Origin of the sequence: Bacillus sp. EAC, from assembly GCF_002156875.1 — a bacterium.
In the GTDB taxonomy this organism is placed as follows: domain Bacteria; phylum Bacillota; class Bacilli; order Bacillales; family Bacillaceae_G; genus Gottfriedia.
Map to the genome: position 1 here is coordinate 155,996 of NZ_NCSY01000007.1, position 13,731 is coordinate 169,726.

The 13,731-nt window shown below is 33.3% G+C and carries 14 protein-coding genes; 13 read left to right on the top strand and 1 reads right to left on the bottom strand.

Annotated features, from left to right (window positions below):
- Nucleotides 1-39: 39 nt before the first annotated feature.
- The 8 genes from B7R65_RS13850 to B7R65_RS13885 all read left to right on the top strand — a co-directional run bounded on the left by B7R65_RS13850 (nt 40) and on the right by B7R65_RS13885 (nt 8,717).
- A complete protein-coding gene (locus B7R65_RS13850; protein WP_088043383.1) occupies nt 40-441 on the top strand; it encodes an NUDIX domain-containing protein in 402 nt (133 codons plus the stop codon).
- A gap of 184 nt (nt 442-625) precedes the next feature.
- Nucleotides 626-1,321, top strand: coding sequence for a vancomycin resistance response regulator transcription factor, VanR-F/VanR-M family (vanR, locus tag B7R65_RS13855; RefSeq protein WP_088043384.1), 696 nt, complete (start codon nt 626-628; stop codon nt 1,319-1,321).
- The gene (locus B7R65_RS13860; protein ID WP_088043385.1) at nt 1,314-2,420 is read left to right on the top strand and encodes a HAMP domain-containing sensor histidine kinase; all 1,107 of its coding nucleotides are present in this window, start codon (nt 1,314-1,316) and stop codon (nt 2,418-2,420) included. The genes vanR and B7R65_RS13860 overlap by 8 nt, the downstream gene beginning before the upstream one ends.
- Nucleotides 2,421-2,535: 115 nt before the next feature.
- On the top strand, nt 2,536-3,417 hold the full coding sequence (gene vanY / locus B7R65_RS13865) for a VanY-A/VanY-F/VanY-M family D-Ala-D-Ala carboxypeptidase (protein ID WP_088043386.1): 882 nt from the start codon (nt 2,536-2,538) through the stop codon (nt 3,415-3,417).
- A 442-nt stretch (nt 3,418-3,859) separates the two neighbouring features.
- Nucleotides 3,860-6,475, top strand: a complete 2,616-nt coding sequence (ppsA, locus tag B7R65_RS13870; protein WP_088043387.1) for a phosphoenolpyruvate synthase — start codon at nt 3,860-3,862, stop codon at nt 6,473-6,475.
- Nucleotides 6,476-6,783: 308 nt separating this feature from the next.
- On the top strand, nt 6,784-7,662 hold the full coding sequence (locus B7R65_RS13875) for a proline iminopeptidase-family hydrolase (RefSeq protein ID WP_088043388.1): 879 nt from the start codon (nt 6,784-6,786) through the stop codon (nt 7,660-7,662).
- Nucleotides 7,663-7,855: 193 nt separating this feature from the next.
- Nucleotides 7,856-8,155: a hypothetical protein gene (locus B7R65_RS13880; RefSeq protein ID WP_088043389.1), complete on the top strand. Its 300-nt coding sequence runs from the start codon at nt 7,856-7,858 to the stop codon at nt 8,153-8,155.
- Nucleotides 8,156-8,516: 361 nt separating this feature from the next.
- Complete coding sequence (locus B7R65_RS13885; protein WP_069032402.1) at nt 8,517-8,717, top strand: cold-shock protein; 201 nt, start codon at nt 8,517-8,519, stop codon at nt 8,715-8,717.
- 195 nt (nt 8,718-8,912) lie between these two features.
- Here the strand turns inward: B7R65_RS13885 and B7R65_RS21365 are convergent, their stop codons facing one another.
- Nucleotides 8,913-9,071 carry a hypothetical protein gene (locus B7R65_RS21365; protein WP_179194881.1) on the bottom strand — a complete coding sequence of 53 codons (159 nt, stop codon included), beginning with the start codon at nt 9,069-9,071 and terminating at the stop codon, nt 8,913-8,915.
- 272 nt (nt 9,072-9,343) lie between these two features.
- Here B7R65_RS21365 and B7R65_RS13890 point away from each other — a divergent pair, with 272 nt between their 5' ends.
- The 5 genes from B7R65_RS13890 (at nt 9,344) to B7R65_RS13910 (ending at nt 13,416) form a co-directional block, all read left to right on the top strand.
- Nucleotides 9,344-10,024, top strand: coding sequence for an HAD hydrolase-like protein (locus B7R65_RS13890; protein ID WP_088043390.1), 681 nt, complete (start codon nt 9,344-9,346; stop codon nt 10,022-10,024).
- A 320-nt stretch (nt 10,025-10,344) separates the two neighbouring features.
- Nucleotides 10,345-10,614, top strand: coding sequence for a zinc ribbon domain-containing protein (locus B7R65_RS13895; RefSeq protein ID WP_088043391.1), 270 nt, complete (start codon nt 10,345-10,347; stop codon nt 10,612-10,614).
- Nucleotides 10,615-11,167: 553 nt separating this feature from the next.
- Entirely contained in the window at nt 11,168-11,959 is a 792-nt protein-coding gene (locus B7R65_RS13900) for a phosphotransferase (protein WP_088043392.1), read from the top strand.
- A 100-nt stretch (nt 11,960-12,059) separates the two neighbouring features.
- Nucleotides 12,060-12,713 (top strand): pyridoxine/pyridoxamine 5'-phosphate oxidase, encoded by a 654-nt coding sequence (locus B7R65_RS13905; RefSeq protein ID WP_088043393.1) that lies wholly within the window; start codon nt 12,060-12,062, stop codon nt 12,711-12,713.
- A 187-nt stretch (nt 12,714-12,900) separates the two neighbouring features.
- The gene (locus tag B7R65_RS13910; RefSeq protein ID WP_088043394.1) at nt 12,901-13,416 is read left to right on the top strand and encodes a hypothetical protein; all 516 of its coding nucleotides are present in this window, start codon (nt 12,901-12,903) and stop codon (nt 13,414-13,416) included.
- Nucleotides 13,417-13,731 lie beyond the last annotated feature (315 nt).

Genomic DNA, 13,731 nt, shown 5'->3' on the forward strand with positions numbered 1-13,731 from the left:
ATTACACTTACTAGAAAGTATTGTCGTGAGGTGAAAATATTGAATAATAGACCAAGGGCATTTGCTGCAATCATTGAGAAGGATTGCATCCTTATGGTACACGTTGTTAAAGGTGAAAAAAACTATTGGACGTTGCCAGGTGGTGGACTTGAGAATGAAGAGACATTTGAAGAGGCAGTAATCCGAGAAGTACAAGAAGAAGTTAATTTAAAGGTGAAGATAATTAAACATTTATATACAAATAGTTATGAACTTGGAGTTGAAAAGTGTTTCTTGGTGCAAGTAGTTGAAGAAAATTCAACACCGATATTAGGTTTTGACCCCGAATTACTGATCGAACAGCAGGAATTAAAAGAAATAAAGTGGCAACCGATTAAAGAAATGGAAGAGGATATTCAAGTCTCTAAGGTAATTAGAGCGTTAGGTTTAGAAGTTCATTAAAATAGATTTACTAATGGGTTGCTTTGGCTGCCCTTTTCTTGTTTCAGAAAAGGGTCAGTATAGTTGAAGAGCTGTGTTTTTTACATAACAATGAGACCTTATTTTTGAAAAAACAAAGGAAATAATAGAAAATGAATAGGACTTGATAAATAGCAGTATGTTAAATTTACATAGGAGTGGGAAGATGAGAGATATTTCGATATTAATTGCTGATGATGAGGAAGAAATTGCTAATCTGATTGCCATCCATTTAGAAAAGGAAGGGTACCATGTAATTAAAGTATCGGATGGACAAGAGGCTATTCGTGTTGTCGAGACTCAATCGATAGATTTGCTAATTTTGGATATTATGATGCCGAAGTTGGATGGATATGAAGTAACCCGCCGCATTCGCGAAAAACATAATATGCCCATCATATTTTTGAGTGCTAAAACATCTGATTTCGATAAAGTACAGGGACTGGTAATCGGAGCCGACGATTATGTGACTAAACCTTTCACTCCAATAGAATTGGTTGCTAGAGTAAATGCTCAGCTCCGACGGTTTATGAAGTTAAATCAACCTAAAACAGATTATGTTACCTGTGTGGAATTTAGAGGACTATTTATTTCTCTTGATCAGCGTACAGTTACTTTATATGGAGACAGTATCGAGCTAACACCTAAAGAGTTTGATATTTTGTATTTACTTGCTAGTCATCCAAAAAAAGTTTTTAGTGTGGAAAATATTTTTCGACAGGTGTGGGGTGAAGCGTACTTTGAAGGTGGTAATACGGTGATGGTTCATATACGTACACTTCGGAAAAAACTTGAAGAAGATATACGGAAAGACAAATGGATTAAGACAGTATGGGGAGTAGGCTATACATTCAATGGTTAAAATGATGCGCAGTTTTCGTTCAAAGATGGTGTTGTTATTTGGCTTAAGTATGTTTCTATCAGGTATCCTAACGTATCTAATCTTTAGAGGACTTCAGTTCTATTATCACATGATGGTCAGTTATGAAGATCCTATGGCTTATTTCCGTTTATTTATTGGGAGATTTGGAGATTTTAATATCTTCTTTATATTATTTATTTTACTATCTTTCCTTTTTTTCTTTTTCCTTACTAAGCCCTATTCTACCTATTTTAAAGAAATTTCAAATGGAATTCATTATCTCGCTCGCGGTGATTTTAAACATAAGGTACATATCCTTTCAAATGATGAGTTTAGGGATATTGCGGAAGATATTAATTTGGCCAGTGAAAAATTGGAAGAAGCAATTCAACGAGGAGATTATTCGGAAAGCAGTAAGGATCAATTGGTCGTGAACTTAGCTCATGATTTGCGGACACCACTTACATCTGTTTTAGGTTATTTGGATTTGATCCTAAAGGATGAGAGATTGACTAAAGATCAAGTCAGACACTTTTTAACCATTGCCTTTACTAAATCTCAACGTTTAGAAAGACTAATTGATGAATTATTCGAGATAACTAGAATGAACTATGGAATGGTGTCAGTTGAGAAAGGGAGAATAAATTTAACTGACCTACTTAATCAATTAAAGGAAGAATTGTATCCTGCATTCGAAAAGAATCATTTGATTGCTAGGATGAATAGTACGCCCCATTTACCCATTTTTGGTGATGGAGATTTGATAGTACGTGTTTTTGAAAATCTTATGACTAATGCAATACGGTATGGATATGAAGGTCAGTATGTCGATATAAACGGTTTTGTTGATGCAGAAGAAGTGGTAGTTCAAGTAGTGAATTATGGAGATATCATTCCTCCTGATGAACTCCCAAATCTCTTTGATATGTTCTATACAGGAGACAAAGCTCGAACTCATAAAGAAGATAGCACAGGTCTTGGCTTGTTTATTGCGAAGAATATTGTGGAACTGCATTATGGATCAATTAATGCCGAAAGTAGTTTAATTCAGACAATTTTTGAAGTCCGTTTCCCAATGGAAAGTGAACTAAATAAGTAAGATAGAATTAATTAAAAAATATAATTTAAGAAAAATTTAAGATTTACCCTACTCTTTTTTTAAACAGTTTTATCTATTCTTTAAAGCAAAGAAGAATACGGAGGAAACTAAAAAAATGAAGAAGTGGGGATTTTTATTATTATTACTATTGAGCTTGTGTTTATCTTTTTTGAAAATTGAACCTTTTTTCGGACCAAAAGTAGAAATACAAAAATATAGTCAATATACATATGATGAAGTAGAGGATAGTACTACTACTGAAAATATCACCAAAAATGAGATCACAAAAGAAGATATCTATCAGGGAAACCTGCTTTTGGTCAACAGTGAATACCCAGTTCACCCAGAAAGTATTAAATCAGATGTCATAAATTTATCAACTCAAAATGAAATGACAAAGGGATATGGCGTGAAAGATAGCGACATTTATTTGTCAAAGTATATAGCAAGTAGATTTACAGATATGATTACCGCTGCGGAAAAAGATGGAGTTGAAAATTACTCCATTACTAGTGGTTTTCGAGACTTTGAGAAGCAAAGTATACTATATCAAGAAATGGGTTCTGCCTATGCCTTACCAGCCGGCTATAGCGAACACAATTTGGGTTTATCTCTTGATGTAGGATCAACTCAAATGAAGATGGCTGAAGCACCTGAAGGAAAGTGGATAGAAAAAAATGCTTGGAAATATGGTTTCATTTTACGCTATCCAAAAGATAAAACAGATGTAACAGGAATTCAATATGAACCTTGGCATATTCGCTATGTTGGTTTGCCGCATAGTGCGGTTATGAAGGAAAAGAATTTTGCTTTAGAAGAATATTTAGAATACCTTAAAAAAGAAAAACACATTTCGGTTAGATATAATGGGAAAAAATACACGATTACTTATTACCCTATTTCTCAAAGAAAAACGATTAACGTACAGGGAAATAGCCAATATGAGATTTCGGGTAACAATATGGATGGAGTAATTGTTACCGTTTTTGAACCGTAAGTGAAATGAGGCAAATTTAACTTATATCCTCAGTAATCAAATTGATCAGACTTTTAAAAATGTTTAATTATTATTCAACTAATGCTAGAGAAAGTTGAACATCCGTGGACTGCTTCGGCGGTCTTTTTAATTGACTTAAAGATAGGCAAGTTTAGTAAGAGCGCTTGAAATATCATATAAATAAAATGTATTTTAGGGAATTTATACGGAATAATGGGAAAATTCAAAAAGAATCATATTGATTTTTGTGGATTAAAAAAGGTAAATGAGCTCCTTTCGAGGGGGTGAACCAGGGGCATTAGTTTATATTTTTGTAAGGACTAGTTATTTTTGTACTCCTCCTAATTTAATTATAACATGTAAAAAATGTTTATTATAGTCTGTTTATTCTCATTTATGACTGCTAAAATCAATAGACATTAATGGTTAGGAGAGATGTTGCATGAGTTCATTGGTTCTCGGTTTTCAGGAGATAGAAAAAACACAGCTTTTACTCGTTGGTGGAAAAGGGATAAATTTAGCGGAATTATCAAAAATTCAAGGAATAGAAGTACCAGAAGGCTTTTGTGTTACAACAGTAGGATATCAAGCAGCCATCGAACAAAACGAATTGTATCGTGCTTTGTTGGATCAACTAACAATGCTAAAAGTAGAAGATCGAGATCAAATAGGTGAAATCAGCAGGAAGATACGACAAATCATTATGGAAGTAGAAATTCCCTCCGATATTGCGAAAACAGTTACTGACTATCTCTCCCAGTTTGACGAGGAATATGCTTATGCAGTGCGTTCTAGTGCGACTGCTGAAGATTTACCGCATGCCTCTTTTGCTGGTCAGCAAGACACCTTTTTAAATATCATCGGCAAAGAAGCAATCTTACACCATATCAGCAAATGTTGGGCTTCACTATTTACTGATCGCGCTGTTATTTATCGCATTCAAAATGGATTTGACCACAGTCAAGTTTATTTATCCGTTATAATTCAAAGAATGGTTTTCCCACAGGCTTCAGGGATTTTATTTACTGCTGATCCAGTTACTTCCAACAGAAAATTGCTATCAATCGATGCCAGTTTTGGACTTGGAGAAGCACTGGTTTCTGGTTTAATTTCTCCCGATTGTTATAAAGTACAGAATGGGGAAATCGTCGGTAAGAAGATAGTAACAAAAAAATTGGCTATCTATGGACAAAAAGAAGGCGGAACAAAGACACAACAAATCGATCCTGATCAGCAACAAACTCAAACACTAACTGATAAACAAATTTTAGATCTAGCACGCATTGGAAAACAGATAGAAGCTTATTTTGGTAGCCCGCAAGATGTCGAATGGTGTTTGGTTGATAATACATTTTATATTGTTCAGAGTCGCCCAATCACCACTTTATACCCTATTCCAGAACCCAATGGCGGAGACAATCACGTTTATGTATCTGTCGGTCATCAACAAATGATGACCGACCCCTTGAAACCATTGGGGATGTCTTTATTCCAGTTAACATCTTTTGGTCCTAGGTTTAAAGCTGGTGGGAGGTTGTTTGTTGAGGTCACACATTTGTTGGCTTCACCTGACAGCAGAAAAAAGATTTTAGATGCGATGGGGCAACACGACCCACTCATGAAAGATGCACTCATTACCATAATAGAGCGAGGAGATTTCATAAAATCTTTACCGAGTGATAAGCAAGAACAGAGTTCCGATAAAATCAGTAAAAATGTTTCGCCTACAGATTCTCAAACACAAATCGAAAACAACCCGACAATAGTTTCTGATTTGATTAATAGTAGTCAAACATCCATAGAAGAGTTAAAACAAAATATCAAAAGGAAATCAGGAGTGGAATTAATAGATTTCATTCTAGAAGATATACAGCAATTAAAAAGGATTTTATTTGACCCAAAAAGTTCAGCTGTATTTATGGCTGCTATAAATGCTTCATCTTGGATCAATGAAAAAATGAACGAGTGGTTAGGTGAAAAAAACGCAGCAGACACACTTTCTCAATCCGTCCCTAACAATATTACTTCAGAAATGGGTCTAGCGCTATTAGATTTGGCAGATGTGATTCGTCCTTTTCCAGAAGTTATTGATTACTTACAACATGTAAAAGATGATAACTTTTTAGATGAACTTGTTAATTTTGATGGTGGAAAGGAAACCCAAGACGCTTTCTATAATTATCTCAACAAATACGGAATGCGATGTGTCGGAGAAATCGATATTACTAGAACTCGTTGGAGCGAAAAACCAGTTACTCTTGTCCCCATGATTCTAAATAATATCAAAAACTTTGAGCCTAATGCTAGTAGGAGTAAATTTGAGCAAGGGCGACTTGAAGCTTTGGCAAAAGAACAAGATTTATTAGCTCGATTGATGCAATTATCGGATGGTGAACAAAAAGCCAAAGAAACAAAAAGAAAGATCGACCTAATCCGTAATTTTATCGGTTATCGCGAATATCCAAAATACGGATTTGTTAGCCGCTATTTCGTTTATAAGAAGGCTTTAATGAAAGAAGCTGAACAACTCTTAAAAGCCAACGTTATACTTGAAAAAGAAGATATATACTATCTCACTCTTGAAGAACTTCACGAAGTAGTACGCACAAATAAACTAGATTACGAGATCGTCAAGAAAAGAAAAGAAGAGTACAAATTATATAAAAAACTAACCCCACCACGTGTCATCACCTCTGATGGAGAAATCATTGTAGGTGAATATAAACGAGAAAATCTCCCACCGGGTGCTATTGTCGGTCTACCTGTTTCTTCTGGAGTTATAGAAGGAAGAGCACGTGTCATCTTAAACATGGAAGATGCGGAGCTAGAAGATGGAGATATATTAGTAACCACCTTCACTGACCCTAGTTGGACACCATTGTTTGTATCCATTAAAGGCCTGGTCACCGAAGTTGGTGGGCTGATGACCCATGGTGCAGTTATCGCGCGTGAATATGGACTACCAGCAGTTGTCGGAGTGGAAAATGCCACCAAACTGATTAAAGACGGACAACGAATTCGGGTTCATGGAACAGAAGGGTATATCGAATTATTATAATTGGTGAAAACTTTCTAATCATATAATCCAATAGGAACGTTCCAGTGATTACTAAAGCAGTGTCTTTCAATCTTTTCATTGTGACAAAAAGTTGAAGGCAAACTCAATCGGTGGTGCACACTTTATAATTCATAGTTACCGATCCTGCTCTATTCTATAGATCAATATGGCCGATTCTCCAAATGTGGAGATCGGCTTTTTTATGAATGAATTTGTAAAAAAAGGTCGATGAAAAATGTTTTCTCCTTCATATTTCAATCATTTTATCTGATAATATAAATAGACGCATGATAAAAGGAGTGAAATAAATGACTGTAAAAGAGGGATTTATTGATGTAACAGGTGGGAAGGTGTGGTATCAGGTTCATGATACAAATACAAAAAGTACACCTGTTATTGTTTTGCATGGAGGACCTGGTTCATCGCATTATTCATTGCAGGGGTTGCAATTACTATCAGAAGATCGTCCAGTTATTTTTTATGATCAGTTGGGATGCGGGAAGTCTGATCGGCCAACTGACACTTCTTTATGGAATATTGATCGGTTTGTCGAGGAATTAGGGCAAATTCGAGAAGCGCTTTCTCTTGATAAGTATCATATACTCGGTCACTCATGGGGGACAACACTTGCTGCCGCTTATTATTTAGCCAATCCAGAAGGCGTGAATAGTATTATCTTTTCAAGCCCATGTTTAAGCGCTCCATTATGGGCAGAGGATCAGGAAAGAAATAGGAAACTACTACCAATTGATGTTCAACAAACATTAAAAAGTTGTGAGGAAAAAGGAACAACTGAGTCAGAGGACTACAAGAAAGCTACCTCGGTATTTAATAAGCATTTCGTTTGCAGATTAGACCCGTATCCAGAATTTCTGAAAAAAGGAGCACATTACAGAAATCCGGGGGTTTACAATGTTATGTGGGGTCCATCTGAGTTTCACGTGACCGGAAACTTAAAGGATTTTGACTGTACGTCGCAATTAAAAGACATTCATGTTCCAACTATATATACTTGTGGGCGGTATGATGAAGCAACGCCTAAATCAACCGAATTATTCAGCACACTAACACCGAATGGAAAATTCCACGTATTCGAGCAAAGTGCACATATGCCGTACATAGAAGAGCCAGAAGAGTATATGCGAGTGATTGGAGGCTTTTTGAAGGAAGTAGACTTAAACAATTAATTCTTCACAAAGATAACTCATGGCTGAGACTAACTGGTTTTTTATTTGAAATTAGAAAAAATCTATTGGAGCGGTCTTGTAAATAAAATATGCATAAAGTAGATATGTATAATGCAACTAAAGCAAGTTTGAGCTTAAGATAGTGGAAGATAGAGCCTAAAATTTTTGGGATCTATGAAGGAAGGAGCTCTATATGAATAAGATAGATGAATACTTTGAAACAGCGATGGAAGCCTGGAGTATGATGCAAAAAACTACAGATGATGAAGGAGCAGAATGGGCAGAAAGGTTTGAGCGCTATTTTTATGAATTTATTGATGAATTGAAGAAATGGTGGGAAACACTTGACCCAAAACCAACGAATATAGAGGATGCTGAGGAGTTACCTGAAGTGAAAAAATGGATGGAGAAAATTCCTGATCCTGTAAAACTAAATTTCCTAACTGAATTAGAGGATATATTGGATGGTTTAGATACGGTACGTTTTGATTAAATATAAGAGGTCATTAAAACAGATTTACCAAAATTTCCTAATGCTTACCTATCTCAATGTCATATAACTATAGTTTTAAGTAAGGAAAAAGGATGTATTTTTTGATTTCAATACCTTTTAATTACTGATTTGATAGAAATGAAGCAGTTTTACAAGAAAAAGCAATTATTTGTGAAACCATAAATTTTGAGATGAGAAAATAAGACGAATTTTATAGTTTCAATGAAGTTTTTAATGGTCTGCAAAATGACTATAATGCTTAAATATTTAACAAAAATTTAGGGGGATTTGATTATCTTTTACGATATTGTTAAAATTGAAATATTAAAATGTGTGTATAACACACAAGGAGGTAGCAATATTGGAACATGGTAAAGTAAAATGGTTTAATGCAGAAAAAGGGTTTGGATTCATCGAACGTGAAAATGGTGACGATGTATTCGTTCACTTCTCAGCAATTCAAACTGACGGATTCAAATCATTAGATGAAGGTCAAGCAGTTACTTTTGAAGTAGAACAAGGGCAACGCGGACCACAGGCAACTAATGTTAAAAAAGCATAATTAACTAAAAAAGTCAGATTCTATCATGTAGAATCTGACTTTTTTTAATCTTTCAATGGTTATTTCAAAGTGACTATGAGGTATTCTACTAAACGAGGGAAATAAAAAAGCTGTATCAATAATTACAAAGTAATCAGAGATACAGCTTTATATTCAGATAAATAGATGTCTTACATATATAAGGATTAGTGGTTTTTAATCGCGCATAGCTCCTGCTTCTCGGGAAGTCATTGCACCTTGTCCTGCGTTTACATCATTTTGAATTTCTTGTTTTACTTTTTGTGGATCAGTTTTGGCGAATTCTGAATTCGTATTAGAACTCATATTCCCTTTAGCTTTGTAATCCTGTGGCATATATATCCTCCTTAATTTATCATTTAACAAGCTTATTATTTACAAATAATCTGCCTGTATACCACTAGATAAAGTAAAGGAGGCTTCTTTATACAATGAGGCTTAAGTAGAAGCACTTTTTGTATTTCGATTATCTGGCAATTTAGTTCAATAAGAAGACTAATTCTTTACTATATCGATATGATTTTTTTTAATATAAAATATTCTTAATAGAAAAAATGGAAAAATAATGAATTTTTACGAATGATTAATTCAAATTTCGGGGTGGAAAAATGAAAAATGCAGTAATTTTTGACATGGATGGTACCTTGTTTCAAACTGACAAAATATTAGAAATATCACTTGTTGACACATTTGATAAATTACGAATGAAGGATTTATGGATTGGGTTAACTCCAATAGATAAATACAAACAGATAATGGGTGTACCATTACCCGTTGTATGGGAAAATTTATTGCCTGATCATTCAGATGAAGTAAGAATTTATGCTAACGATATTTTCCATCAAAAATTAGTGGAAAATATTGAAGTTGGAAATGGTGGATTATATCCAAATGTGATAGAAATTTTTGAGTTTCTATCTAAAAAAAATATACCAATCTTTATAGCGAGTAATGGCTTAACGGAATATCTAAATGCTATTATCAAATTTTACCAATTAAATCATTGGTTAATGGATGTTTATAGTATTCAGCAAATCGAATCATTAGATAAAACTGAACTTGTAAAAAATATAATCGAAACTCATTCAATAGAGGATGGAATAGTTGTTGGTGACAGATTATCTGATTTTAATGCAGCCAAAGAGAATGCCTTACTCGCAGTTGGTTGTAAATTTGACTTTGCGCAAGAAGAAGAATTGATAGAAGCAGACATTATTATAGATAATTTAATTTTATTAAAAGAAATTATAGAAGAGAGATATAAGCATAATTTGATAGCAAATCCATGAAAAATATTAATATAGAAGTTATTGTTATTTTGTTTTTGTCTTCATTATTCATTTGCAACGTGAGATGACAATGTATGTGTCTGGAGGCAATTTTTAAAGTCTTAAGCTGGTGTTTCCTTATTCAACTGAAGCACGCGTGAGATTTTATCATTGGAAAGCTTGACAAGACATGAAAAGTGTCGTAATTTAGATAGCAAATAGGACACCATTTAGTGTCTTTTGTTGATAACCAAGTGATTGAAGTTGATCGTAAAATCAGATTAAATTCTTAAATTCTAATGTTTACAACTTAAAAACTTAACAAAATCGGAGGAATAAAAATGGCAAAAACAAACCTGTGTCAAAGCTGTGGCATGCCCTTGAAAGGATCAACTGACTTTGGAACTGAAAAGGATGGAAGACCATCAGAAAAATACTGTCATCATTGTTACGAAAATGGAGCATGGATTCATCCTGATGTAACTTTCGATGAATTTTATGCATTCAGTTTAAAAAGGTTTCAAGAATCAGATATGAATCGAATTGAAAAATTTTTTCTAAATAAAATGTATACAAAAAAATTCTTGAAAAAATTAGAGCGCTGGAGCTAAACACTAAGCAAACAATTTGGCAATCAATTACTATCTGCTACTTTTGTATTTTAGAGTGGTTTAGTCCATCTGGAGCACCTAATAATCTCATTCAACAAAGGTATACCTTAGTTGAATACAAAGGACATTACATCTTAATTATGTGATGTCCTTTTATTTATACAATTTGAATAATTGTTATTTCGTATCTTCACTTAATAGAATAACTTATTAGTTCTGAATTACTAGTTTTTTTGAATACAAGCTAAAATTGACTACTTATTTACCAAACATATATGTCAATCCACGATTCGTAACTTTTGATCGATTTCTTTCTTTTAAAGATTCTTTAATGTATTTTTCACCTCAATAAATATAATGTTTTCCTCTTAATATCGTATTCTCTAAATGACTTTCTTTTCTTCATCCAGTTAAGAAGAATCATTATCAAACATATAACTTGTGCCTAGCGTGTCAGTATACCGGAACCAGTTTGTTTTACTAATCGAAAGCTTAGTTGAACAAAAAGGATTTGATAAACAGGTTGTAGAAAGTCATATTAGGAGGGATATAGATGTCAAACCATGAAAATGAAGAAATGCTATCAGGAGGGAATGTCTCAAACGTTTATCGTTCGGGAGATACTGTGCGACGAGATTTAAAGTCAGATAGTCTTAAAATTCATAAGCTATTAAAGCATTTGGAGAATAAAGGTTTCAGTTATGCACCAAAGTTTATAGGCATTGATGATAAAGGAAGAGAAATCTTATCATTTATAGAAGGAGAAGCCGGTAATTATCCTTTAAAAGAATACATGTGGTCTGATGATGTTTTAATAGAAATAGCGAAAATGCTGCGACTTTATCATGATTCTGTGAGTGATTTTTCATTTGATGATAACTGGCAATCGATAGATAATACTCCACATCAAAATGAGGTACTATGCCATAATGATTTTGCAATATACAACATAATTTTTAATAATGAAAGACCAATAGGTATTATTGATTTTGATGTTGCTGGGCCGGGTCCAAGACTTTGGGATATAGCTTATACTCTTTATACTTGCGTCCCCTTAAGTAGATTTTATCAATCTGAAGCTGGGGAGAAAGTTTATTATAATTCATCACAGCATGCTAATAAATTTAAACAAAGAATTGCGTTGTTTTTTGAATCTTACGGTGAGGAAATAGAAGGAAATCTTTTAGAAATGGTATTGCTACGATTAGAAGGTATATGTAAAACAATTACAAGAATTGCCAGTGAAGGTGACGTTGCTTTTCAAAAGATGATAGATGAAGGGCATCTTGAACATTATCAAAACGATATTAAATTTATTCGTGAATATGGAAAAGAGTGGATATAGGGGTCCATAATAAATCTTTTTATGATTTAGCAGATTAGTTGAAAAAAATAGCGAATGTCTTAATTATTTATTTGGTTAATTGATTATTTGGAGGATTTATATGGACGACATTAGGAAAGTTATAAGACAAAGTAAAACGCTTAAAGGACCCTTTCATGAATTTAATACTAATAAAACGTCGGATTATCCAAATGAACTTTTTTTAGAATGGTTTCAAGAGGCAATTGATTATGGTGTACATGAACCTCACGCAATGACACTTTCAACAACTGACCATAATGGACTTCCAGATGCTAGGGTTTTGATTATTAAAGATGTTGATCAATATGGGTGGTATTTTGCATCAAGTTCACAAAGTGTAAAAGGCAAACAGATAGATATTAATCCAAATGTAGCTATGACTTTTTATTGGTCACTAATTGGAAGACAAGTCAGAATACGTGGAAGTGCCACTAAAATGGATAAAAAATTAAGTGCCCGAGACTTTTTAGGCCGAAGTACTGTAGCACGAGGAATAGCTTTGCTTGGCCAACAGAGTTCAATCTTAAAAGAACAACATGAATTAGATGAAGCACTAAATAAACAAATTGATATTTTAAAACATAATCCAAATTTAGTGTTTCCTTCTTGGACTTTGTATCGAGTAATTGCAAAAGAGGTGGAGTTCTGGCAAGCTGATGAAGATCGTAAGCACGTAAGATTAAAATATAGTTTTGAGGGTGACAAGTGGTTAAAAAATCTATTATGGGCTTAGTTTTTATAGTCTTTAAAAAATGCGTTGCTCTGTGCAATCCTAATTTATTATTTAATATTTAAATTAACTTTATTGATATTGCTAATTCACCTATAAATATACCTTCTCAGTTTTAAAAAAGCACCTTGCCTTTTTATTTCTATTATATAATTTAAGTACATCTAGAATTTTGGGGGCAAAAAAAATAATGAGAGTTTATAAGGCGAAAGTTCAATTGATATATTTTTTCATCATAATAGGTTTCATTTCACTCTTTTTTACAATCATGTTATCAGCTAGTAAAGGTAGTTTTACTGTTTCAAATATTTTCATTTTGATTGGTTTAATTGCATTTACTTATTTTTTATTTTGGTGCTCATACTCTATGTTTCTTTCGAGAAAAAAAGGAGAAGGAATCTATTGGGATGATGAGTGTGTAGTAGTTGATTTTGAAGGAAACAAAATATTTTGGAATGAAATTGAAAATATCGAATTTTATGAATCGCAAAATGACATGTTTACAAAATCAACATATATACGGGTATTCATTTATAAACAAGAGCAAGTTAGATTGAGACATAAGCTCCCGTTCAAAAATATTATTTGGAGATATAGTGGTAGCATAGATTGGATTACGATTGAAAAACCAAAAGAAATGCACGAAGCGCTTATTCAATTTTGGGAAGAAAAAAATAAACTCAGCTCCAACAATACCGAAAACTAATTTCCAGTGATTTAATAAACAAGATAATTTCAAACCAAAAAAGTCGCATCTGGGACTCTTTATCTTATGGAATTAAAGTTTGCCAAAGATCAATTAGGAGCTAATCAATTTTTGAGAAGAATGATATAGTCATTGTGTTAACAAATTACGACGGATTCTTTACATTGGCAAAACTAAAAAAAAAAAATGGAATATTAAACTATTTAAAATAAAAAATGTGTGTTTAGTAAAGTAAACACTGATTCTATTTAGCAGGTACAGATGTTGTAAAAAGAATTTTGATAATCTCTTTTGTAACTAGTAAAAGAAAAATTT

Coding starts and splice junctions, on each gene's coding strand:
- vanR (WP_088043384.1), top strand. CDS start 626: ATGAGAGATATTTCGATATTAATTGCTGATGATGAGGAAGAAATTGCT.
- B7R65_RS13860 (WP_088043385.1), top strand. CDS start 1,314: ATGGTTAAAATGATGCGCAGTTTTCGTTCAAAGATGGTGTTGTTATTT.
- vanY (WP_088043386.1), top strand. CDS start 2,536: ATGAAGAAGTGGGGATTTTTATTATTATTACTATTGAGCTTGTGTTTA.
- ppsA (WP_088043387.1), top strand. CDS start 3,860: ATGAGTTCATTGGTTCTCGGTTTTCAGGAGATAGAAAAAACACAGCTT.
- B7R65_RS13875 (WP_088043388.1), top strand. CDS start 6,784: ATGACTGTAAAAGAGGGATTTATTGATGTAACAGGTGGGAAGGTGTGG.
- B7R65_RS13880 (WP_088043389.1), top strand. CDS start 7,856: ATGAATAAGATAGATGAATACTTTGAAACAGCGATGGAAGCCTGGAGT.
- B7R65_RS21365 (WP_179194881.1), bottom strand. CDS start 9,071: ATGCCACAGGATTACAAAGCTAAAGGGAATATGAGTTCTAATACGAAT.
- B7R65_RS13890 (WP_088043390.1), top strand. CDS start 9,344: ATGAAAAATGCAGTAATTTTTGACATGGATGGTACCTTGTTTCAAACT.
- B7R65_RS13895 (WP_088043391.1), top strand. CDS start 10,345: ATGGCAAAAACAAACCTGTGTCAAAGCTGTGGCATGCCCTTGAAAGGA.
- B7R65_RS13900 (WP_088043392.1), top strand. CDS start 11,168: ATGTCAAACCATGAAAATGAAGAAATGCTATCAGGAGGGAATGTCTCA.
- B7R65_RS13905 (WP_088043393.1), top strand. CDS start 12,060: ATGGACGACATTAGGAAAGTTATAAGACAAAGTAAAACGCTTAAAGGA.
- B7R65_RS13910 (WP_088043394.1), top strand. CDS start 12,901: ATGAGAGTTTATAAGGCGAAAGTTCAATTGATATATTTTTTCATCATA.